19 protein-coding genes (1 of these 19 only partly in view) are annotated in these 21,776 nt (G+C 70.2%); 10 read left to right on the top strand and 9 right to left on the bottom strand.

Translation table 11 applies throughout. The features are described from left to right. Positions 1-36: 36 nt before the first annotated feature. Together EDD93_RS00110 and EDD93_RS00105 are read left to right on the top strand one after the other, a co-directional pair. Positions 37-990, top strand: coding sequence for a bifunctional riboflavin kinase/FAD synthetase (locus EDD93_RS00110; RefSeq protein WP_123523217.1), 954 nt, complete (start codon positions 37-39; stop codon positions 988-990). A gap of 77 nt (positions 991-1,067) precedes the next feature. After that, positions 1,068-2,165 carry an XdhC family protein gene (locus EDD93_RS00105; RefSeq protein WP_123523216.1) on the top strand — a complete coding sequence of 366 codons (1,098 nt, stop codon included), beginning with the start codon at positions 1,068-1,070 and terminating at the stop codon, positions 2,163-2,165. A gap of 53 nt (positions 2,166-2,218) precedes the next feature. Here EDD93_RS00105 and EDD93_RS00100 read toward each other — a convergent pair whose 3' ends face one another. From EDD93_RS00100 to EDD93_RS00070, 7 genes are all read right to left on the bottom strand, one after another. Next, positions 2,219-3,217 (bottom strand): ABC transporter ATP-binding protein, encoded by a 999-nt coding sequence (locus EDD93_RS00100; protein WP_123523215.1) that lies wholly within the window; start codon positions 3,215-3,217, stop codon positions 2,219-2,221. Further along, a complete protein-coding gene (locus EDD93_RS00095) occupies positions 3,214-4,242 on the bottom strand; it encodes an ABC transporter ATP-binding protein (RefSeq protein WP_123523214.1) in 1,029 nt (342 codons plus the stop codon). The genes EDD93_RS00100 and EDD93_RS00095 overlap by 4 nt, the downstream gene beginning before the upstream one ends. Continuing rightward, entirely contained in the window at positions 4,239-5,207 is a 969-nt protein-coding gene (locus EDD93_RS00090; RefSeq protein ID WP_260255573.1) for an ABC transporter permease, read from the bottom strand. The genes EDD93_RS00095 and EDD93_RS00090 overlap by 4 nt, the downstream gene beginning before the upstream one ends. Further along, entirely contained in the window at positions 5,204-6,286 is a 1,083-nt protein-coding gene (locus EDD93_RS00085; RefSeq protein WP_123523213.1) for an ABC transporter permease, read from the bottom strand. The genes EDD93_RS00090 and EDD93_RS00085 overlap by 4 nt, the downstream gene beginning before the upstream one ends. A gap of 121 nt (positions 6,287-6,407) precedes the next feature. Then, positions 6,408-8,285 (bottom strand): ABC transporter substrate-binding protein, encoded by a 1,878-nt coding sequence (locus tag EDD93_RS00080; RefSeq protein ID WP_123523212.1) that lies wholly within the window; start codon positions 8,283-8,285, stop codon positions 6,408-6,410. A gap of 197 nt (positions 8,286-8,482) precedes the next feature. Beyond that, positions 8,483-11,236 carry an SCO5717 family growth-regulating ATPase gene (locus EDD93_RS00075; protein ID WP_123523211.1) on the bottom strand — a complete coding sequence of 918 codons (2,754 nt, stop codon included), beginning with the start codon at positions 11,234-11,236 and terminating at the stop codon, positions 8,483-8,485. A 410-nt stretch (positions 11,237-11,646) separates the two neighbouring features. Beyond that, the gene (locus tag EDD93_RS00070) at positions 11,647-11,880 is read right to left on the bottom strand and encodes a DUF397 domain-containing protein (protein ID WP_073739179.1); all 234 of its coding nucleotides are present in this window, start codon (positions 11,878-11,880) and stop codon (positions 11,647-11,649) included. 276 nt (positions 11,881-12,156) lie between these two features. Between EDD93_RS00070 and rpsO the strand changes: the two genes are divergently transcribed. The 5 genes from rpsO to EDD93_RS00045 all read left to right on the top strand — a co-directional run bounded on the left by rpsO (position 12,157) and on the right by EDD93_RS00045 (position 17,663). Next, positions 12,157-12,447: a 30S ribosomal protein S15 gene (gene rpsO, locus EDD93_RS00065; protein WP_018551846.1), complete on the top strand. Its 291-nt coding sequence runs from the start codon at positions 12,157-12,159 to the stop codon at positions 12,445-12,447. Positions 12,448-12,716: 269 nt separating this feature from the next. Next, on the top strand, positions 12,717-14,930 hold the full coding sequence (locus EDD93_RS00060) for a polyribonucleotide nucleotidyltransferase (protein WP_123523210.1): 2,214 nt from the start codon (positions 12,717-12,719) through the stop codon (positions 14,928-14,930). Beyond that, entirely contained in the window at positions 14,927-16,306 is a 1,380-nt protein-coding gene (locus tag EDD93_RS00055) for a pitrilysin family protein (RefSeq protein WP_123523209.1), read from the top strand. The genes EDD93_RS00060 and EDD93_RS00055 overlap by 4 nt, the downstream gene beginning before the upstream one ends. Before the next feature lie 50 nt (positions 16,307-16,356). After that, entirely contained in the window at positions 16,357-17,109 is a 753-nt protein-coding gene (dapB, locus tag EDD93_RS00050; RefSeq protein ID WP_123523208.1) for a 4-hydroxy-tetrahydrodipicolinate reductase, read from the top strand. A 14-nt stretch (positions 17,110-17,123) separates the two neighbouring features. After that, positions 17,124-17,663 carry a hypothetical protein gene (locus EDD93_RS00045; RefSeq protein WP_123523207.1) on the top strand — a complete coding sequence of 180 codons (540 nt, stop codon included), beginning with the start codon at positions 17,124-17,126 and terminating at the stop codon, positions 17,661-17,663. Between the two features lie 98 nt (positions 17,664-17,761). Here the strand turns inward: EDD93_RS00045 and EDD93_RS00040 are convergent, their stop codons facing one another. Beyond that, entirely contained in the window at positions 17,762-18,313 is a 552-nt protein-coding gene (locus tag EDD93_RS00040; protein WP_123523206.1) for a hypothetical protein, read from the bottom strand. 94 nt (positions 18,314-18,407) lie between these two features. Next, positions 18,408-18,647 carry a hypothetical protein gene (locus EDD93_RS00035; RefSeq protein WP_123523205.1) on the bottom strand — a complete coding sequence of 80 codons (240 nt, stop codon included), beginning with the start codon at positions 18,645-18,647 and terminating at the stop codon, positions 18,408-18,410. A 185-nt stretch (positions 18,648-18,832) separates the two neighbouring features. Here EDD93_RS00035 and thyX point away from each other — a divergent pair, with 185 nt between their 5' ends. From thyX to EDD93_RS00020, 3 genes are all read left to right on the top strand, one after another. Continuing rightward, positions 18,833-19,570, top strand: a complete 738-nt coding sequence (gene thyX, locus EDD93_RS00030; RefSeq protein ID WP_123523204.1) for an FAD-dependent thymidylate synthase — start codon at positions 18,833-18,835, stop codon at positions 19,568-19,570. A gap of 152 nt (positions 19,571-19,722) precedes the next feature. Beyond that, positions 19,723-20,622, top strand: coding sequence for a 4-hydroxy-tetrahydrodipicolinate synthase (dapA, locus tag EDD93_RS00025; RefSeq protein WP_123523203.1), 900 nt, complete (start codon positions 19,723-19,725; stop codon positions 20,620-20,622). A gap of 132 nt (positions 20,623-20,754) precedes the next feature. Further along, positions 20,755-21,776: the 5' portion of a ribonuclease J gene (locus EDD93_RS00020; RefSeq protein WP_123523202.1), read on the top strand. 664 nt of this gene lie beyond the right edge of the window; 1,022 of the gene's 1,686 nt are visible here — the first part of the coding sequence; it begins with the start codon at positions 20,755-20,757; its stop codon lies beyond the right edge, outside the window.

Here is a 21,776-nt window from a genome sequence, read left to right as displayed (position 1 = left end):
ACCCACGTACACAGGTTCGGGCGAGGAGCGGTCAGAGTGCAGCGCTGGCGTGGCTTGGAGGACATCCCCCAGGACTGGGGACGCAGCGTCGTCACCATCGGCTCCTACGACGGGGTGCACCGCGGACACCAGCTGATCATCGGCCGAGCCGTCGAGCGGGCCCGTGAACTGGGCGTGCCGTCGGTCGTCGTGACGTTCGACCCGCACCCCAGCGAGGTCGTCCGGCCCGGCAGCCACCCGCCGCTGCTCGCCCCCCACCACCGGCGCGCCGAACTGATGGCGGAGCTCGGCGTGGACGCGCTGCTGATCCTGCCGTTCACCACCGACTTCTCGAAGCTCGCCCCGGCCGACTTCATCGTGAAGGTGCTCGTCGACAAGCTCCACGCGCAGCTGGTCATCGAGGGCCCCAACTTCCGCTTCGGCCACAAGGCGGCGGGGAACGTGCGGCTGCTCGCCGAGTTCGGCGGTACGTACGACTACCAGGTCGAGGTCATCGACCTGCGGGTGCGCGGCGAGGCGGGCGGCGGCGAGCCGTTCTCCTCCACCCTCACCCGGCGCCTGGTCGCCGAGGGCGACATGACCGGCGCCGCCGAGATCCTGGGCCGCCCGCACCGTGTCGAGGGCGTGGTCGTCCGCGGTGCCCAGCGCGGCCGTGAACTCGGCTTCCCCACCGCGAACGTGGAGACCCTGCCGCACACCGCGATCCCCGCCGACGGGGTGTACGCGGGCTGGCTGAACGTGAACGGCGAGGCGATGCCCGCCGCGATCTCGGTCGGCACCAACCCGCAGTTCGACGCCACCGAGCGGACGGTGGAGGCGTACGCGATCGACCGCGTCGGCCTCGACCTGTACGGGCTGCACGTCGCCGTGGACTTCCTCGCCTACGTACGGGGGATGCTGAAGTTCGACTCGATCGACGAGCTGCTCGTGGCGATGGCCGCCGACGTGAAGCGGTGCAGCGAGCTGATCGCCGCGTACGACCGGGACTGAGCCGCCGGGCCTCGGCGCCAGGCCCTAGGGTGGGCCGCGTCCCGGCCGGGTGAGCCGGGCCCGAGGAGGTCGCTACCGTGCGTGAACTGCTCTCCGAGCTGCGTGTCTGGCACGAGGCCGGCACACCGTTCGCCCTGGCCACGGTCGTCGCCGTCCGGGGCAGCGCCCCGCGTGCCCCGGGCGCCGCGATGGCGGTGACCGCCGACGGAGCGGTGGCGGGAAGCGTGTCCGGCGGCTGTGTCGAGGGTGCGGTGTACGAGCTGGCCGGCGAGGTGCTCGCCTCGGGCACTCCGCAGCTCCAGTCGTACGGGATCAGCGACGACGAGGCGTTCGGCGTCGGACTGACCTGCGGCGGCACGATCGACATCCTGGTCGCGCCCTTCGCCGCCGAGGCCGACCGCGCATGGCTCCGGGGCGTCACGGACTCGATCGCGGACGGCGAACCCGTCGCCGTGGCCACCGTCCTGCCGGGCTCCGCCGCTGCCGGGGCCCGGCTGGTGGTCAGGGCCGGCAGCGCACAGGGCTCGCTCGGCAACGAGGGGCTCGACGCGGCGGTCACCGACGACGCCCGGGGCCTGCTCGCCCAAGGGGCCACCGGCCTCCAGTGGTACGGGGCGCGCGGGGAGCGCCGGATGCAGGACGTGTCCGTGTTCGTCCAGACGTACGCGCCACCGCCCCGGATGCTCGTCTTCGGCGCGATCGACCACGCGGCCGCGACGGCGCGCATCGGCTCCTTCCTCGGGTACCGGGTCACCGTGTGCGACGCCCGTCCGGCCTTCGCGACCCGCGAGCGGTTCCCCACCGCGGACGAGGTCGTCTGCGCCTGGCCGCACACCTACCTGTCGGACACGCAGATCGACGGGCGCACGGTGGTCTGCGTCCTGACGCACGATCCGAAGTTCGATGTCCCGCTGCTGGTCGCGGCCTTGCGCACGCCGGCCGCTTACATCGGTGTGATGGGGAGCCGGCGCACCCATCTCGACCGGCTCGCCCGGCTGCGCGAAGAAGGGGTGCGGGAGTCCGACCTGGTCCGGCTCGCCTCACCCGTCGGGCTCGACCTCGGCGCCCGTACGCCGGAGGAGACGGCCGTCTCGATCGCCGCCGAGATCATCCAGCACCGCTGGGGCGGCACGGGGCGGCCGCTCGGCGAGCTGTCCGGCGCGATCCACCACTGAACAGCGGCGGGCGGGCCCGCTGTCCCGGACCCGCCCGCCACCGCACGTCACGCCTACGACGACGGCGCCGCCACCACCGCGTTCGCCCAGTGGCACGCCACCTGCGTCTCGCCGCCCCCCGCGAGCACCGGCAGATCCTTGGTACGGCACGCGTCCGCGACCCCCGCCCGCTCCGCCTCACCGGAGGCCAGCACCTGGCAGCGGACGTGGAAGCGGCAGCCGGACGGCACCTTGGACGGGTCCGGCGGCTCGCCGCTCAGCACCACCGGATCGCCCTCCGCCTCCGGCAGCACCGACAGCAGCGCCTGGGTGTACGGATGCCGGGGAGCGGTGAGGATCTGCTCGACGTCACCGGTCTCCACGATCCGGCCGAGGTACATCACCGCCACCCGGTCCGCGATGTTCCACGCCAGTCCGAGGTCGTGTGTGACCACCAGGGCGGACAGGCCCAGCTCGTCCCGCAGCCGCAGCAGCAGCGCCAGGATCTCGCCGCGCACCGAGGCGTCCAGCGAGGCCACCGGCTCGTCGGCCACGATGAGTTCCGGTTCCAGGACCAGTGCCCCCGCGATCACGACGCGCTGGCGCTGGCCGCCGGACAGCTCGTGCGGGTAGCGCAGGAAGAACCGCTCCGGCGGCCGCAGCCCGGCCCGGGACAGGGCGCTGGTCACCGCCTCCCGCTCGTCGCCGCCGTACCGGTGGATCCGCAGCCCCTCGGCCACCGCGTCGTACACCGTATGGCGCGGGTTCAGGGAGCCGCTCGGGTCCTGGAGCACCAGCTGGACCCGCTTGCGGTAGGCCTTGAGCGCACGGCTCCCGTAGCCGAGCGGCTTGCCGCCGAACGTGATCTGCCCGGAGGTCGGCGGGACCAGGCCCAGCAGTGAACGCGCCAGGGTCGTCTTGCCGCAGCCGGACTCCCCGACCAGGGCGACGATCTCGCCCGGCCTGATGTCCAGGTCGACGCCGTCGACGGCCCGCGCCGGCTCGGCGCCGTGCCTGCCGGGGAAGGCGACCCGCAGCGCCTGGGCGCTGAGCAGGTCCGTGGTGGTGGTCATGTGGTGCTCCTTGCTTCCTCGGCGCCCGGCAGGACCGGCGCTGCGGCCCCCTGCGGGCCCACCAGCACACAGGCGGCCTGCCGTCCGGGCCCGGCGTCCCGCAGCTCCTGGTCCAGCGTGGTGCAGGAGTCCAGGGCCACCGGGCAGCGCGGGTGGAAGGTGCAGCCGGCCGGCAGCGCCGACGGGTCGGGCGGATCGCCCGGCAGCCCCCGGGGAGCGAACCGGGAGGCCGGGTCCCCGATGCGCGGGAAGGCGCCGGACAGGGCCTTGCTGTACGGGTGGGTGGCGTTCTCGTAGACCTCGGAGGCGGGCCCCTGCTCGACGACGCGTCCCGCGTACATCACCGCGAGCCGGTCGCAGGTGTCCGAGAGCACCGCCAGGTCATGGCTGATCATGATCAGCCCGAGGTCCTGCTCGGAGACCAGCTGCTCGATCAGGCGCAGGATCTGGGCCTGGATCATCACGTCGAGGGCCGTCGTCGGCTCGTCGGCGATGATCAGCCCGGGGTCGCAGGCGAGCGCCATCGCGATCATCACGCGCTGGCGCTGCCCGCCGGACAGCTCGTGCGGATAGGCGTCCACCCGGGCGGCGGGCAGCCCCACCTGCTCCAGCAGCTCGCCGGCCCGCTTGCGGGCGGCGGTCTGGGAGGCCTTGCTGTGCAGCACGATCGGCTCGGCGATCTGGTCCCCGATGCGGTGCACCGCGTTGAGCGAGTGCATCGCGCCCTGGAAGACGATCGAGGCGCCTGCCCAGCGCACGGCCCGGACCCGGCCCCACTTCATGGTGAGGACGTCCTCGCCGTTCAGCAGGATCTCGCCGGTGACCTTCGTGCCCGCAGGCAGCAGCCGCAGCAGCGCGAGCGCCAGCGTCGACTTCCCGCACCCCGACTCCCCGGCGATGCCGAGCTTCTGGCCCGCGTCCACTTCCAGATCGACCCCGCGGACCGCTCGGGCCCCGCCGGCGTACGTCACCGTCAGGTCGCGGACCTGGAGAAGAGGCGTCTTACGGATGCTCGTCGTGCTCAACGGGCCACCCCCAGCTTGGGATTGAGGACGGTCTCGATGGCGCGGCCGCACAGCGTGAACGCCAGGGCCACCAGGGCGATGGCGATACCGGGCGGTGCCAGGTACCACCAGTCGCCCGAGCTGACGGCGCCGGCCTCGCGGGCGTCCTGGAGCATGCCGCCCCAGGAGGTGATGGTCGGGTCGCCGAGGCCGAGGAAGGCCAGGGTGGCCTCGGTCAGGATCGCGCTGGAGATCACCAGTGTGGTCTGGGCGAGGACGAGCGGCATCACGTTCGGCAGGACGTGCCGGGTCATGATGTGGCCGTGTCCGCCGCCCAGCGCCCGTGCCCGCTCGATGTAGGGGCGGGACTCCACGGCGAGCGTCTGCGCCCGCACCAGACGGGCCGTCGTCGGCCAGGTGGTGACCCCGATCGCGATGATGACCGTCCACAGCGAGCGGTCCATCACGGTGGCCAGCGCGATCGCCAGGACCAGGGTCGGCATCACCAGGAACCAGTCGGTGACCCGCATCAGTACCGTCGAGTACCAGCCGCGGAAGTGGCCCGCGAGGATGCCGACGACCGTGCCGATGGCGACGCACAGGAAGGCGGCGAGCAGCCCGACGGTCAGCGAGACACGCGCGCCCCACACCAGCAGGGCGAGCACGCTGCGGCCGAACTGGTCGGTGCCGAGCGGGAACTCTGCGCTCGGGGACTCCAGCGCCCCGCCGGGGGCGGCGGTGACGCTCTGCGAGTCGTTGCCGACCAGCACCGGCGCGAACACGGCGATCAGGGCGATCAGGATGAGCCCGGCCAGCCCCCAGAGGCCGCCCGGGTGCTTGCGGTACTCGCGCCAGAAGCGGGCCACGGAGCGGCGCTTGCGGGCTCTGGCCAGTGCGCGCGGACTCTTGGACACGCCGGTACCGGGTCCCTCGGGCGCGGGGTTCCCGGCCTCGGGGGCGGAGGCGGGCATGGATTCGGTCGTCATCGGCCCACCCGGGGATCGAGCAGCGGATACAGCACGTCGGCCAGGGTGTTCGCCAGGATCACCGCGGTGGCGAAGACGAAGAAGAGCCCTTGGACGAGTGGCAGGTCAGGGACGCTGAGTCCCTGGTAGAAGAGGCCGCCGAGACCCGGCCAGGAGAACACCGTCTCGACCAGGATCTGTCCGGCGACCACATGGCCCAGGTTGACGAACATCAGCGTGAAAGTTGGCAGCATCGCGTTGGGCACGGCGTGCTTGCGGCGTACCGAGTCGTCGCGCAGCCCCTTCGCGCGGGCCGTCGTCAGGTAGTCGCTGCCCATCTCGTCGAGCAGCGAGGAGCGCATCACCAGGAGCGTCTGCGCGTAGCCGACCGCGACCAGGGTGATCACCGGGAGCACCATGTGGTGTGCGACGTCCAGGACGTACGCGAACCCCGTCTCGTTGCCCGACTCCAGACCGCCGGTCGGGAACATGCCCGGGATCGGTCCGATGCCCACCGCGAAGACGATGATCAGGAGGAGCCCGAGCCAGAACGACGGCACCGAGTAGAGCGTGAGCGCCAGCGCGGTGTTGAACCGGTCGCTCGTGGAGCCGTTGCGCCAGGCGGTACGGGTGCCCAGCCAGAGGCCGAGCGCGCTGTACAGGACGTACGCCGTGCCGGTCAGCAGCAGCGTCGCCGGAAGCGCCTCGACGATCTTGTCCATCACCGGGGCGTGGAACTGGTACGAGGTGCCGAAGTCGCCGGTGAGCGCGTCCCCCACGTAGGAGGTGAACTGCTTCCACATCGGCTGGTCGAGGCCGAACTGATGGCGCAGCGACTCGAGCTGCTCGGAGGAGACCCGGCGGCCGCCCGTCATCTGCTTCACCGGGTCGCTGGGGATGAGCCGGAAGAGGAAGAAGCTGGTGACCAGAACGGCGAACAGCGAGACCGCCGCGCCGAGGATCTTGGCGGCCACGTACCTGAGGTAGGCCTTGGTGTCGCGCGCCCGTGGACTGCGTGCGGCCGGCGGACCGGCCGGAGCCGGACCGTCGGTATCCGCATCCGCCTGTTTCACGAGCGCCGGAGTGCTGTCAGCTGTCATGAGGGAACTCTCGTTACTCGTGCTGCACTTAGAGAGAGGGGCCGGCGGGGCCGCCGTTGTCCGGGGCCCCGCCGCCGCTCGCTCTCATCCGGTCCGCGGAAAATGCCCGCGGTCCATGGAACTACTCGCGGTCGTCCGCAGTGGTGCGACGCCGCCTCATGAGGAGGAATCCGCCACCCGCCAGGACCACGACGACGACCACGATGCCGATGACGATCCCGGTGGAACCCGAGCCGCTGTCGTTGTCCGTTCCGTCGCCGCTGCCCGCCGGTACGGCCGACCACCAGCTCCAGTACCCGTCCTGGCCGTAGATGTTGCCGGCCGCCTCGGGCATGGTGGAGATCGACTTGATCTGGTCCGTGCGGTAGGCCTCGACCGCGTTCGGGTACGCGATGACGTTCATGTAACCGGAGTCGTAGAGCCAGGACTGCATCTGCTTGACGATGTCCGCCCGCTTGGCGGGGTCGTACTCGGCGAGCTGCTTCTTGTACAGCTCGTCGTACGTCTTGTCGCAGATGAAGTTGTCCGTGGCCGCGCTCGCCTTGGCCTTGACCGGCAGGGCGGCGCAGGTGTGGATGCCGAGGACGAAGTCCGGGTCGGGGTTGACCGACCAGCCGTCGAAGGCGAGGTCGTACTCACCGGCGTACCAGGGCACCGAGACGTCGTCGAGGCAGTCGACCTTGAGGCCGATGCCGAGCTTGCCCCACCACTCCTTGAGGTACTTGCCGATCGCCTTGTCGTTCGGGTCCGTGGCGTGGCACAGGATGCGCAGGTCGAGCGGCTTGCCGTCCTTGCCGACGCGCTGGTCGCCCTTGAGCTTGTAGCCCGCCTGGTCGAGCAGCTTGGCCGCCTTGGCCGGGCCGTAGCCCAGCTTCTGACTCGCCGACGGCTCCCACTTGTAGGCGGGGAAGCGCGGCGGGATGTAGCCCGCGCCGTTGACGGCGTGGCCCTGGAAGACCTTGTCGATGAGGGTGTCGCGGTCGATCGACAGGAACAGCGCCTGGCGGACCTTCTGGTCGAGCAGCGCCTTGTTGCCGTTGCCGAACTTCTTGCCGTCCTTGGTCTGCGCGCCGGGGTTGGTGGCCAGCGCGAAGAACCGGCGGCCCGGACCCTCGTTCACCTTGACGTTCTTCTCGCCCTTGAGCGACGCGGCCTGAGCGGGCGTCAGCGCGGGCGAACCGGCGACGAAAGAGACCTCGCCCTTGCGGAGCGCGGCGACCGCGGCGTCCTGGTCCTTGTAGGTCTTGAAGACCACCTCGTCGAACTTGGGCGAGCCGCGCCAGAAGTCCTTGTTGGCCTTGAGCTTCACATACTGGTCGACCTTGTAGTCGGTCAGGATGAAGGGCCCGTTGCCCACGATCGGGAACTTCGTGTCGTTGTTGAACTTCGAGAAGTCCCCGACCTTCTCCCAGACGTGCTTGGGGACGATCGGCACATCGAGCGCGGCCATGGTGGCCTGCGGCTCCTTCAGCTCGATGACGAGCTTTGTGGGACTCGGAGCCGTCACCTTCTTGAAGTTGGTGACGAAGCTGCCGTTGGACTGGGCGGCTGCCTCGTCGGTCATGATCTTGTTGAAGGTCCAGGCCGCGTCCTCGGCGGTGGCCTGCTGACCGTCGGACCACTTGGAGTCGGACCGGATGGTGTACGTCCACGTCAGCTTGTCCGCGGACGGCTCCCACTTGGTGGCGAGGCCCGGGATCGCGTGGTTGTCCTTGACGTCATAGTTCGTCAGGAAGTCGTACATGAGCCGGGAGACGCTGGTGCTCAGCAGCTTCTGGGCGAGGAACGGACTCAGCGAGTCGACGCTCTGCGCCACCGCGACGGTCAGTGTCGACTTGCCGCTGTCGGCGGCCTGTGCCTGCTGGGGCGAGGCTGCCCCGAGCGGCACCCCCGGCACGACGGACGCGGCGGCGAGTCCGAGGGCGGCGGCGCCGGAGGCCAGGAGGATACGCAGACGTGAGCGTGGCTGGGCGGCGTGTGGTGGAACTCTTTCGACCATGGTCAGGGACCTCGCGTCATGACTCGCACGGAGAAGGCGGGTTGATCTGTGGATCGCCAGCTGGTGAAGCGAAGGTTTATCAGCGGTGGTCGAGCCGCGTCAACGGTCATCGAAACGGCGTGTGGGCTGCGGGAATGCGCAGAGGGCCCGCATCGTGGAGACGATGCGGACCCTCATTGGTTTAGACCTCTGACGCCTTACTGTTGAGGCGCTGGCGGAGGCTGCTGCTGCCATCCCGCAGGCGGCACGGGACCCTGAAGTCCGGGGTGGGCGGGTTGCCCCGGTTGCCCCGGCTGACCGGGCTGAACGGCCGGTCCGCCGTACTGCTGTTGCTGCGGGTGGCCGGCCGGGTCGGCGGGCGGCTGGGCCTGCGGGGGCTGCTGCTGCCAGCCCTGACCGGCGCCGGGGGCCGGCTGCTGCGGATAGGGCTGCTGACCGCCGTACGGCTGCTGCGGCTGCTGGCCGCCGTAGGGCTGCTGGGGCGGATACGGCTGGCCCGGCTGCTGCGGCGCGTAAGGCTGCTGGCCCGGCGCCTGCTGCTGGCCGGGCATCGGCGGGGCGTACTGCGGCGGCTGGTTGCCGCCGTTCGACGTCCACAGCCCCTGCTGCTGCTGGGCGCGCGAGAAGTCCTCGGCGACGAGCGCGGAGAGGTTGAAGTACGCCTCCCGCGTCTTCGGGCGCATCATGTCGAGGTCCACCTCGGCGCCGGCCGACAGGTGCTCGTCGAACGGCACGACGACCACGCCGCGGCAGCGCGTCTCGAAGTGCTGCACGATGTCGTCGACCTTGATCATCTTGCCGGTCTCGCGGACCCCGGAGATCACCGTGAGGGAACGCTGCACCAGATCGGCGTAACCGTGCGCCGACAGCCAGTCCAGCGTGGTGGAGGCACTTGACGCACCGTCGACCGACGGCGTGGAGATGATGATCAGCTGGTCGGCGAGGTCCAGCACGCCGCGCATGGCGCTGTAGAGGAGACCGGTGCCGGAGTCGGTGAGGATGATCGGGTACTGCTTGCCCAGCACCTCGATCGCGCGCCGGTAGTCCTCGTCGTTGAACGTGGTCGAGACGGCCGGGTCCACGTCGTTGGCGATGATCTCAAGACCGGAGGACGCCTGCGAGGTGAACCGCCTGATGTCCATGTACGAGTGCAGGTGCGGGATCGCGTGGACCAGGTCGCGGATGGTCGCCCCGGTCTCGCGGCGGACCCGGCGGCCCAGCGTGCCGGCGTCCGGGTTGGCGTCGATGGCCAGGATCTTGTCCTGCCGTTCGGTGGCCAGGGTGGAGCCGAGCGCGGTGGTCGTCGTGGTCTTGCCGACGCCGCCCTTGAGGCTGATCACCGCGATCCGGTAGCAGGAGAGGACCGGGGTGCGGATCAGTTCGAGCTTGCGCTGACGCTCGATCTCCTCCTTCTTGCCGCCGATCTTGAAGCGGGAGGCCGCGGACGGGCCCCGGCTGCTCTTCGTCTTCTGCTTGCCCCGGACCAGCCGGTCCGACGAGAGCTCCACCGCCGCCGTGTACCCGAGCGGTGCGCCCTGCACCGAACGCTCGCGCTGGTCGTGGGTGACGGGAGTGGGCCAGGCGGCTCCGGCGCGCGGGTCGACGGGCGCCCCCTGCTGCGGCGGAAGCTGCTGCCCTTGCTGGCCCTGCTGTACAGGCTGCCCCTGCTGCTGGAGCTGGTGCGGGGGGATCTGGGCGGGCAGGTTCGGCCCGCCCTGGGCCTGCGGGTGGCCGCCCTGCGGGAAGCCGTAACCGCCCTGCTGCTGCGGCTGGGGTCCGGGCGGCGGCTGCGGAGCGCCCTGCTGCTGCGCCGGCCACTGAGGTGTCTGCGGCGGCTGGGGCGCCTGCGGTGCATAAGGAGAGGCCTGCGGCGAGTGCGGCATCGGGAGCGGGGCTCCGGGCTGCTGCTGTGCCTGGTGCGGCTGCTGTGCCTGCTGCGGCGCGGGAGGCTGCTGAGGGAAGCCGTAGCCCGCCTGCGGTGCGGGCGCTCCGGGCTGGGGCTGCTGAGGGAACCCGGGCTGCTGAGGGCTCTGGGGCGCCTGGGCCGCCGGGGTCTGCGGGAACCCGTAGCCGCCCGGAGCCTCGTTCGCCGAGGGCTGTCCCGGCCACTGCGACGCGGGCTGGGGCGCGGCGGGCTGCGGTGCGGCCGGCTCGAAGGAGGGCGGCAGCGGCGGCAGCCCGCCCTGCGGCGGTGCGGGCGCCCAGGGGACGGGGGCGTTCTGCGGTGCGTCGGGGGACGGTGCGTCGGCGGACGGCGCTTCGTCCGGCGCGCCGTCGGCCTGGGGCGTGCTGTCGTCACCGGTGCCGTTCGTCGCGTCGGCCGAGGGCTCGTCGGGCTCCGCCGACGCGGTGTCGGAGGGCGCCGGCGAGTCCGGCTCGCCCGCATCCTCCGGGGCGGTCCGGTCAGGTGCGGCGTCCGTGTCCGTACCGGCGTCGGCCGCGTCCGCGCCGGGGCTCGGGCTCGGGCTCGGCGATGCGGCGGGCGCCTCGCGCTCCGCGATCTCCCGCCGCAGGGCGGCGGACGAGAACCGCACGGTCGAGCCGCTCTCCACGTCGCCGTTCCCGGCCGGATCGGCCGCACCGCCGCCGTCCGTCGCTGCGGGCGCGGGGACGGGGGCCGCCGGGGCCGGTGCTGCCGGGGCGGGCTGAGCCGGGGCGGGCGCCGGGGCCTGCGGTGCGGGCTGCGCCGGCGCGGCCGGAGTCCAGCCGGGTTCGTAACCGCCGCCGGCCGACAGCCCGGGTGCGGACACCGGTGCGCCGTTGGGCGGCGGGGGCGGAGCCAGGTGTGTTCCTGCGCCGCCTGCGGAGTCGCCCGGCGTATTCTGCGTGTACCAGGCGGGCGGGGTGTAGTCGATGGTGAACTCACCCGTCGTCTCGGCGGGCTCCGCGTCGGTCGACTCGTCGACGGGCCTGTCCCAGCTCCCGCGCATCTCGTCCCGATCGCCGTTCACTTTGCCTCCTGGTGTGGTCGAGCACCCTCTGTGCCGTGGTGGGTGGGGGCGACCGTTCCCACACAGTGCGAACCGCCCGGCTCTCCCCCTGGGACGCGCGTTGCCTGCCCGCAGGTTCTTCTGCCGCGTCCGCACCCACCCTAATCGTCATCGGGCCCGCTACGGCAGGCCGTACGGGACCCCGTGCGCTGTCCCGTACGTCACGTACTGCCCCCAAGTGAACTGAGTGCGGCGCAGAGTGAAGGGGGATGCGATCAAACAGGCACATCTACGCAGAGAAACCTGAACATTTCGCACACGACAGTGGGCACGTCCGCCTGAACGTGCCCACTGTGCCTACCGCCTGTGCCTGCCGGGGCCGAGTCCGCCGCACCCCGTAACGCCGTGTGCCGGAACGTCGCCCCGGCCCGTTACTTGAGGTCGAACTCGCCGTCCCGGGCGCCCAGCACGAAGGCGCGCCACTCGGCCTCGGTGTAGCGCAGCACGGTCTCCGGATCCAGCGAGGACCTCATCGCCACCGCTCCGCCGGGCAGATGCGCGATCTCGACGCGCTCCTCGGCGTCCTCGGTGCCGGGCGCGCTCAGCCATTCCACCCCCGAGATGTCGAGTGCGTACAGCTCGTCCTTCTCCGCCTGCGTGCCCATCGGGTTCCTCTCCGTACGGTGGCTCTGCACGGCACCGTACAGGTCCCGCAACGGCGGGGGAGCGGGTCGGGAATTCCGCAGCGCGCGGCCCTGATCTGTGCTCCCGTCGGGCGCGCTCCGGGCGGCTGGTAGTCTGGGCGTGGCCGTTTGTGTACGCGTTCCCGGTTCGTTCTGGGAGCTGCGCTCATCGGACCTTCGCTCCCGAGTCACGCAAGCCCCCCTGAGATCAAGACCAGGGGCACTCGTGGGCGCATCGAACACCTAGAGGAGTACCGCGTGCCGCTCGACGCCGCTACGAAGAAGCAGATCATGACCGAGTTCGCGCAGAAGGAGGGCGACACCGGTTCCCCCGAGGTTCAGGTGGCCATGCTCTCCCGCCGCATCTCGGACCTGACGGAGCACCTCAAGACGCACAAGCACGACCACCACTCCCGTCGTGGTCTGCTGATCCTGGTCGGCCAGCGTCGCCGCCTTCTGCAGTACCTGGCCAAGAAGGACATCCAGCGCTTCCGTGCGCTCGTCGACCGCCTCGGCATCCGCCGCGGTGCGGCCGGCGGCGCCAAGTAAAGACGCTGTGAGAGGGAGCGGTGCCCGTATCCAGGGGGCCGCTCCCTTTGCCGTACGTGCGGGACTGGGGTCAAGCTCAGTAACCTGGACGTACAACACCAGACGAGGAGAGGCGCCCCACGCCGCCGCCGGTCCTCGGTAGTGGCCCCCGGGACAACGCCCGGGAGCTTCGATCGAAGACCGGCCCCGCACACACGGTGCGCCTCTCCGCACCGTCCTGCGCCACACGGGCGACAGGACGAAAGACGACGAGTATGGAGAAATCACTAGTGGAGAACGAGACCCACTACGCCGAGGCCGTTATCGACAACGGAACCTTCGGCACCCGCACCATCCGCTTCGAGACGGGCCGCCTGGCCAAGCAGGCCGCAGGCTCCGCCGTCGCGTACCTGGACGACGACACCATGGTGCTGTCGGCCACCACCGCTTCCAAGCGGCCCAAGGACCAGCTCGACTTCTTCCCCCTCACGGTGGACGTCGAGGAGCGGCAGTACGCCGCAGGCAAGATCCCCGGCTCCTTCTTCCGCCGGGAGGGCCGCCCCTCCGAGGACGCGATCCTCACCTGCCGCCTGATCGACCGGCCGCTGCGCCCCTCCTTCAAGAAGGGCCTGCGCAACGAGATCCAGATCGTCGAGACGATCATGGCGCTCAACCCCGACCACCTGTACGACGTGGTCGCGATCAACGCCGCGTCCGCCTCGACGATCCTGGCGGGCCTGCCCTTCTCCGGCCCCATCGGCGCCACCCGCGTCGCCCTGATCAAGGGCCAGTGGGTCGCGTTCCCGACGCACACCGAGCTCGAGGACGCCGTCTTCGACATGGTCGTCGCCGGTCGCGTCCTGGAGGACGGCGACGTCGCGATCATGATGGTCGAGGCCGAGGCCACCGAGAAGACCATCCAGCTGGTCAAGGACGGCGCCGAGGCCCCGACCGAAGAGGTCGTCGCCGCCGGTCTGGAAGCCGCGAAGCCCTTCATCAAGTCGCTCTGCAAGGCCCAGTCGGACCTCGCCGCCAAGGCTGCCAAGCCCACCGGCGAGTTCCCGGTCTTCCTCGACTACCAGGACGACGTCCTGGAGGCGCTCACCAAGGCCGTCAGCACCGAGCTCGCCAAGGCGCTCACCATCGCCGGCAAGCAGGAGCGCGAGGCGGAGCTCGACCGCATCAAGGACATCGCGGGCGAGAAGCTCCTCCCGGCCTTCGAGGGCCGCGAGAAGGAGATCTCCGGTGCCTACCGCGCGCTGACCAAGAAGCTGGTCCGCGAGCGGGTCATCAAGGACAAGGTCCGCATCGACGGCCGCGGCGTCACGGACATCCGTACGCTCGCCGCCGAGGTCGAGGCCATCCCGCGCGTGCACGGCTCGGCGCTGTTCGAGCGTGGCGAGACCCAGATCCTGGGCGTCACCACCCTCAACATGCTCCGCATGGAGCAGCAGCTGGACACCCTCTCCCCGGTGACCCGCAAGCGCTACATGCACAACTACAACTTCCCGCCGTACTCCGTCGGTGAGACCGGCCGCGTGGGCTCGCCCAAGCGCCGCGAGATCGGCCACGGAGCGCTCGCCGAGCGCGCCATCGTGCCGGTGCTGCCGTCGCGCGAGGAGTTCCCCTACGCGATCCGCCAGGTCTCCGAGGCGCTGGGCTCCAACGGCTCGACGTCCATGGGCTCGGTCTGCGCCTCCACCATGTCGCTGCTGAACGCCGGTGTGCCCCTCAAGGCCGCCGTCGCCGGTATCGCCATGGGCCTGATCTCGCAGGAGATCGACGGCAAGACCCACTACGTCGCCCTCACCGACATCCTCGGTGCCGAGGACGCGTTCGGTGACATGGACTTCAAGGTCGCCGGTACGAAGCAGTTCGTGACCGCGCTCCAGCTCGACACCAAGCTCGACGGCATCCCCGCCTCGGTCCTGGCCGCCGCGCTGAAGCAGGCCCGTGACGCCCGCCTCCACATCCTCGATGTGATGAACGAGGCCATCGACGTCCCGGACGAGATGTCCCCGAACGCCCCGCGGATCATCACCGTCAAGATCCCGGTGGACAAGATCGGTGAGGTCATCGGCCCCAAGGGCAAGATGATCAACCAGATCCAGGAGGACACCGGCGCCGACATCACGATCGAGGACGACGGCACCATCTACATCGGTGCCCAGCAGGGCTCGCAGGCCGAGGCCGCGCGCGCCACGATCAACGCGATCGCCAACCCGACCATGCCGGAGGTCGGCGAGCGCTACCTGGGTACGGTCGTCAAGACCACCACCTTCGGTGCGTTCGTCTCCCTGATGCCCGGCAAGGACGGCCTGCTGCACATCTCGCAGATCCGCAAGCTCGCCGGTGGCAAGCGCGTGGAGAACGTCGAGGACGTGCTCGCCGTCGGCGCCAAGGTCCAGGTCGAGATCGCCGAGATCGACTCCCGCGGCAAGCTCTCGCTGATCCCGGTCGTCGAGGGTGAAGAGGACGAGACGAAGGACGACGCCGCCAAGTGACGTCCCGTAGTTCCGTGACGACGGCCCGCACCTCTTCGGAGGCGCGGGCCGTCGCCCGTACCCAAACGCTTCTCAAGGGCAGCAACGGCATCGGCACGGTCCGCCGCACGGTCCTCCCCGGCGGCCTGCGCATCGTCACCGAAACCCTGCCCTCCGTACGCTCCGCCACCTTCGGCATCTGGGCCAACGTCGGATCACGCGACGAGACCCCGGCTCTGAACGGCGCGACGCACTACCTCGAACACCTCCTCTTCAAGGGCACCGGCAAGCGCAGCGCCCTGGACATCTCCTCCGCCATCGACGCGGTCGGCGGCGAGATGAACGCCTTCACGGCGAAGGAGTACACCTGCTACTACGCGCGGGTCCTGGACACGGACCTGCCGCTGGCCATCGATGTCGTCTGCGACATGCTGACCGGCTCCCTGATCGCCCCCGAGGACGTCGACGCCGAGCGCGGCGTCATCCTCGAGGAGATCGCCATGACGGAGGACGACCCGGGCGACTGCGTGCACGACCTGTTCGCGCACACCATGCTCGGCGACACCCCCCTGGGACGTCCGGTCCTCGGTACGGTCGACACGGTCAACGCACTGAGCCGCGGCCAGATCTCCCGCTTCTACAAGAAGCACTACGACCCCACGCACCTCGTCGTCGCCGCCGCCGGCAACGTCGACCACGCCACGGTCGTACGCCAGGTCCGCAACGCCTTCGAACGGGCCGGCGCGCTCTCCCGCACCGACGCCGCCCCCGTGGCGCCCCGCGCGGGCTCCCGCACGCTGCGCACCGCGGGCAGGGTCGAGCTGCTGGGCCGCAAGACCGAGCAGGCCCACATCGTCCTCGGCATGCCGGGACTGGCCCGCACCGACGAGCGCCGCTGGGCGCTCGGCGTACTCAACACCGCCCTCGGCGGCGGCATGAGCTCCCGCCTCTTCCAGGAGGTACGGGAGAAGCGCGGCCTCGCCTACAGCGTGTACTCGTACACCTCGGGCTTCGCGGACTGCGGCCTCTTCGGGGTGTACGCGGGCTGCCGCCCCAGCCAGGTGCACGACGTCCTCAAGATCTGCCGCGACGAGCTCGACCGTGTCGCGTCGGACGGACTGGACGACGAGGAGATCAGCCGCGCCATCGGCCAGCTCTCCGGGTCCACGGTCCTCGGGCTGGAGGACACCGGCGCGCTGATGAACCGCATCGGCAAGAGCGAACTGTGCTGGGGCGAACAGATGTCGGTCGACGAGATGCTGGGCCGCATCGCGCAGGTCACCCCGGACGACGTCCGCGCCGTGGCGGGCGAGGTCCTCGGACACCGTCCCTCGCTGTCGGTCATCGGTCCGCTCAAGGACAAGCAGGCGGACCGTCTGCACGAGACAGTCGCCTAGTCACATCGTCACCTAGTCACCTAGTCACCCGTCACCCGAAAGAAGCAAGCATGAGCAAGCTGCGCGTGGCCGTTCTCGGTGCCCGGGGCCGCATCGGCTCCGAGGCGGTACGAGCGGTCGAGGCCGCCGACGACCTGGAGCTGGTGGCCGCACTGGGCCGGGGCGACAAGCTGGAGACCCTGACGGACACCGGCGCCCAGGCCGTCGTCGAGCTCACCACCCCCGCGTCGGTGATGGAGAACCTCGACTTCTGCGTCCGGCACGGCATCCACGCCGTGGTCGGCACCACCGGCTGGACCGACGAACGGCTCGCGCAGCTGAACACCTGGCTCTCCGGCTCGCCGGGGACCGGTGTGCTCATCGCACCGAACTTCTCCATCGGCGCGGTCCTCACGATGAAGTTCGCGCAGCAGGCCGCGCGCTACTTCGAGTCGGTCGAGGTGATCGAGCTCCACCACCCGAACAAGGCCGACGCGCCCTCCGGCACCGCCGCCCGCACCGCCCAGCTCATCGCGGCCGCCCGCCGGGAAGCGGGCAGCGCACCGCAGCCCGACGCCACCAGCACGGCGCTGGACGGGGCGCGTGGAGCGGACGTCGACGGGGTCCCGGTCCACTCGGTCCGGCTCCGCGGCCTCCTGGCCCACCAGGAGGTCCTGCTCGGCAGCGAGGGCGAGACCCTCACCATCCGGCACGACTCGCTGCACCACAGCAGCTTCATGCCGGGCATCCTGCTCGGTACCCGCCGTGTGGTGTCCACTCCGGGCCTCACGTTCGGCCTGGAAAACTTCCTCGACCTGAACTGACTGAGCCCACCGCCATGCGCGCAAAGATCACGTACACCGTCACCGCTGCCGTCCTGGTCTTCTACTTCGTCCTGGCCGGCAGCCGGGGCATCCTGCTCATCCGGCACGGCACGCTCCTCACGGTGACCTTCGGGGTCGCGGTGCTGATCCTGCCGTTGATCGGCATCTGGTTCCTCTGGAAGAACACCCAGTTCGTCCGGCGGGCCAACGCCCTGGCCGCCGAGCTCGACGCCGAGGGCGGGCTGCCGGTCGACGACCTGGCCCGCACCCCCAGCGGGCGCATCGACCGGGACTCCGCCGACGCGGCGTTCGTCCGCAGGCAGGCGGAGACCGAGGACGCGCCGGACGACTGGCGCTGCTGGTTCCGTCTGGCGGTCGCCTACCAGGACGCCAGGGACACCCCAAGGGCCCGCAAGGCCATGCAACGCGCGATCACCCTGCACAAGGCCGACTCAAGCCACACGAGCCCGTCCAGCACCTCAGCCCCGTCCGGCCCCTCAGACCCGACGGGCATCTCAAGCGCGTCCGGTGCTTCAGGCCCGTCCGGCGTTTGAGGACGGTCTTCTGAGCCCGTCGGGCGACTGAGGACACAAAAAAGCCGTCCGGCGACTGAGGACCACCCCAGTCGCCGGACGGCAAGGCCGCAAAGGCCTCAGTGCTGCCGGTACTCGTCCCCCCAGGCCTCAATCGTGTCGGCGGCCCGGTCGAACGCCTCTCCCCGCGTCAGGAAGTCCGCGTTGGAGTCCGTGAGCAGCGGCGGCACCGCGTCACCACCCCGGCGCACGACGATCAGGGCCTGTCCCTGAACGGTGCGGGGGAACCCGAGCCACTTCACCGGCTGCTGCACCGTACGGACCGCGGTGGCGCGGTTCCACGGCACGGTCGTCGTCCGGAAGAAGCCGACGCGACGCACGCCGTGCCGGCTCACCCAGGCGCCCACCCGCAGCATCCGCAGGGCGCAGATGATCAGCGCGAGAGCGAGCGCCAGACAGGCACCCGCCCCGGGCAGGGCTCCGGCGAACGCGGTGATCATCCCCGCGAAGAGGACGAACGAGGCGAGCAGCAGCAGGGTGGCCGCGGCCGCGACCCGCCACGGGCCGGGGCGGTAGGGACGCCGCCAGCTGTCGTGGTCGTCGAACGGCAGCGCGACATCCTCGGCGCTGGCGTCAAACGCGCGGTCGGCCGTCAGGAAGGGCAGGGGCACGACTGATCCTCACTCACAAGCACGCTCGATTGCTGTGCCCGGTGAGGCTACCGAGGGGGTGGCAGGCCGTACCACCCCAGGGGGCCCGTACGAGTCAGTGCCCCGGTGCTGCCTCGGTCTGCTGGCTGTGCGACGACGACTGATCGGGTGCCAGGGCGGGAAGGCCGAGCAGCAGTGATCCGGCGAGGCCTGCGACCACAGCGAACCCGATGAGGCTGCGGGCCGCCAGCTCGGAGACGGTGCTGCGCTGCCGGGGCGGCGGTGTGACGTTACTGCGGAATCGGTCGGCCTCGGCGACGAATGAGAACGGGACGGCTTCACGCCGGCGGAACATGAGGAAACTCTCCTTGAACTCTGTTTCGGGTGGTGCTACTGAGTCAGACGCATGGCGGGCCCGATCGGTGCCCCGAATCGCCGAATTGGTCGAAAGAATCCTCGAAAGGGCGGTGCCGACCACGTTGTCAGTGGGCCCGTAGAGTGGGCGCCGCCCGAGCGACGCCATTGGAAGGACCCCCGCCGGTGACCGAGACCCCCGAGCCCGCAAAGCCCAGCTTCCGCAGCGATGTCACCGTTGAGCTGGTGAAACATGCCGCAGGCGACTCCGACGTGCTCTTCGCCGCCCGTGTCTCCACGGCTGGTGAGCAGTCCCTGGAGGAGGTCACCAAGGATCCTGAGCGCTCCAAGGGGCTCATCAACTACCTCATGCGGGACCGGCACGGAAGCCCGTTCGAGCACAACTCGATGACCTTCTTCATCAGCGCCCCGATCTTCGTCTTCCGCGAGTTCATGCGGCACCGCGTCGGTTGGTCCTACAACGAGGAATCGGGCCGCTACAGGGAGCTGGAACCGGTCTTCTACGTACCGGGGGAGTCCCGCAAGCTCGTCCAGCAGGGCCGGCCCGGCAAGTACGAGTTCGTCGAGGGCACCGAGGCACAGCAGGAGCTCACCGGCCGCGTCATGGAGGACTCGTACCGCCAGGCGTACGAGGCGTACCAGGAGATGCTCGCCGCCGGTGTGGCCCGCGAGGTGGCCCGCGCGGTTCTCCCCGTCGGGCTGTTCTCGTCGATGTACGCCACGTGCAACGCCCGCTCGCTGATGCACTTCCTCGGCCTGCGCACCCAGCACGAGCTGGCGAAGGTTCCGTCCTTCCCGCAGCGCGAGATCGAGATGGTCGGCCAGCAGATGGAGGCGCACTGGGCGGAGCTCATGCCGCTCACCCATGCAGCCTTCAACAAAAATGGACGCGTCGCCCCATAGGCGGTGTCCGTATTGCGGCGTTTCGTGAAGTTCATCTAGGCTGATCAAACGGACCCGGCACTGCTTGAACCCCCGAGCAGGCAGTGCCGGGCTCCTATCGCTTGTCCCCCCGAGGGGACACCCGGCGCCGAGCAACGAGTAGCGTGTTACCCATGGCTCCGATCTCCACTCCGCAGACCCCCTTCGGGCGGGTCCTCACCGCTATGGTCACGCCCTTCACGGCGGACGGCGCACTCGACCTCGACGGCGCCCAGCGGCTCGCCACCCATCTGGTGGACGCAGGCAACGACGGCCTGATCATCAACGGCACCACCGGCGAGTCCCCGACCACCAGCGACGCGGAGAAAGACCAGCTCGTAAGGGCTGTGCTCGAAGCAGTGGGAGACCGGGCGCACGTCGTCGCCGGCATCGGCACCAACGACACCCGCCACAGCGTCGAGCTCGCCCGCATGGCCGAGCGCACCGGCGCACACGGCCTGCTCGCGGTGACGCCGTACTACAACAAGCCGCCGCAGGAGGGCCTGCTGCGGCACTTCACGGCGATCGCGGACACCACCGGTCTGCCGGTGATGCTGTACGACATTCCCGGCCGCAGCGGTGTGCCGATCGACACAGAGTCGCTCGTCAGGCTCGCGGAGCACCCGCGCATCGTGGCCAACAAGGACGCCAAGGGCGACCTCGGCCGGGCCAGCTGGGCCATCGCCCAGTCGGGCCTCGCCTGGTACTCCGGCGACGACATGCTGAACCTCCCGCTGCTCTCGGTGGGTGCCGTCGGCCTCGTATCCGTCGTCGGGCACGTCGTCACCCCCGACCTGCGGGCCCTCGTCGAGGCCTTCCTCGGCGGAGACGTCCAGAAGGCCACCGAGATCCACCAGAAGCTGCTGCCCGTCTTCACCGGCATGTTCCGTACCCAGGGCGTGATCACCACCAAGGCGGCACTCACCCTTCAGGGCCTCCCCGCAGGTCCGCTGCGCCTCCCCCTGGTGGAACTCTCCGCACACGAAACGGCACAGCTCAAGATCGATCTCGCCGCCGGTGGGGTACAGCTGTAACCACAGACTTCACAACTGAATACGCGAAGAAACCTCGCAAGAGGGCAACACCCCAAGACAACAGCAAGTGCACGATTGACATGCGCGCCACGTGCCCAAGCGGTACGTGGCGCGTGTGGTAAGGAGAGTCTTTTGAGTCATCCGCATCCTGAACTCGGCACCCCGCCGAAGCTCCCGAAGGGCGGCCTGCGGGTCACCCCGCTCGGCGGCCTCGGCGAAATCGGCCGCAACATGACGGTCTTCGAGTACGGCGGCCGCCTGCTCATCGTCGACTGCGGCGTCCTCTTCCCCGAGGAGGAGCAGCCCGGAATCGACCTGATCCTTCCGGACTTCACGACGATCCGGGACCGCCTCGACGACATCGAGGGCATCGTCCTCACGCACGGCCACGAGGACCACATCGGTGGTGTCCCGTATCTGCTGCGCCTGAAGCCGGACATCCCGCTGATCGGCTCCAAGCTGACCCTCGCGCTCATCGAGGCGAAGCTCCAGGAGCACCGCATCCGTCCGTACACCCTTGAGGTCACGGAGGGCCAGCGCGAGCGCATCGGCATCTTCGACTGCGAGTTCATCGCGGTCAACCACTCCATCCCGGACGCCCTCGCGGTCGCCATCCGCACCCCTGCGGGCATGGCCGTCGCCACCGGCGACTTCAAGATGGACCAGCTCCCGCTGGACGGCCGCCTCACCGACCTGCACGCCTTCGCGCGGCTGAGCGAGGAGGGCATCGACTTGCTGCTCTCCGACTCGACGAACGCGGAGGTGCCCGGCTTCGTACCGCCGGAGCGGGACATCTCGAACGTCCTGCGCACGGTCTTCGCCAACGCCCAGAAGCGCATCATCGTGGCGAGCTTCGCCAGCCACGTGCACCGCATCCAGCAGATCCTGGACACGGCCCACGAATACGGCCGCAGGGTCGCCTTCGTCGGACGGTCGATGGTCCGGAACATGGGCATCGCCCGTGACCTCGGCTATCTGAAGGTTCCGGCGGGTCTGGTCGTCGACGTCAAGACCCTCGACGACCTGCCGGACGACGAGGTCGTGCTGGTCTGCACCGGTTCCCAGGGCGAGCCGATGGCGGCCCTGTCCCGGATGGCCAACCGTGATCACCAGATCAGGATCGTCCAGGGCGACACGGTCATCCTGGCGTCGTC

Origin of the sequence: Streptomyces sp. 840.1 (assembly GCF_003751445.1) — a bacterium.
GTDB lineage: Bacteria > Actinomycetota > Actinomycetes > Streptomycetales > Streptomycetaceae > Streptomyces.
The sequence above is the reverse complement of the archived record's forward strand: the minus strand, read 5'-3'. Positions and strand labels throughout refer to the sequence as shown.

Excerpts from the sequence above, each read along its gene's own strand:
- EDD93_RS00090 (WP_260255573.1), bottom strand. The coding sequence starts at position 5,207 with ATGACGACCGAATCCATGCCCGCCTCCGCCCCCGAGGCCGGGAACCCC.
- dapB (WP_123523208.1), top strand. The coding sequence starts at position 16,357 with ATGAGCAAGCTGCGCGTGGCCGTTCTCGGTGCCCGGGGCCGCATCGGC.
- EDD93_RS00085 (WP_123523213.1), bottom strand. The coding sequence starts at position 6,286 with ATGACAGCTGACAGCACTCCGGCGCTCGTGAAACAGGCGGATGCGGAT.
- EDD93_RS00100 (WP_123523215.1), bottom strand. The coding sequence starts at position 3,217 with ATGACCACCACCACGGACCTGCTCAGCGCCCAGGCGCTGCGGGTCGCC.
- EDD93_RS00070 (WP_073739179.1), bottom strand. The coding sequence starts at position 11,880 with ATGGGCACGCAGGCGGAGAAGGACGAGCTGTACGCACTCGACATCTCG.
- dapA (WP_123523203.1), top strand. The coding sequence starts at position 19,723 with ATGGCTCCGATCTCCACTCCGCAGACCCCCTTCGGGCGGGTCCTCACC.
- EDD93_RS00035 (WP_123523205.1), bottom strand. The coding sequence starts at position 18,647 with ATGTTCCGCCGGCGTGAAGCCGTCCCGTTCTCATTCGTCGCCGAGGCC.
- EDD93_RS00045 (WP_123523207.1), top strand. The coding sequence starts at position 17,124 with ATGCGCGCAAAGATCACGTACACCGTCACCGCTGCCGTCCTGGTCTTC.
- EDD93_RS00080 (WP_123523212.1), bottom strand. The coding sequence starts at position 8,285 with ATGGTCGAAAGAGTTCCACCACACGCCGCCCAGCCACGCTCACGTCTG.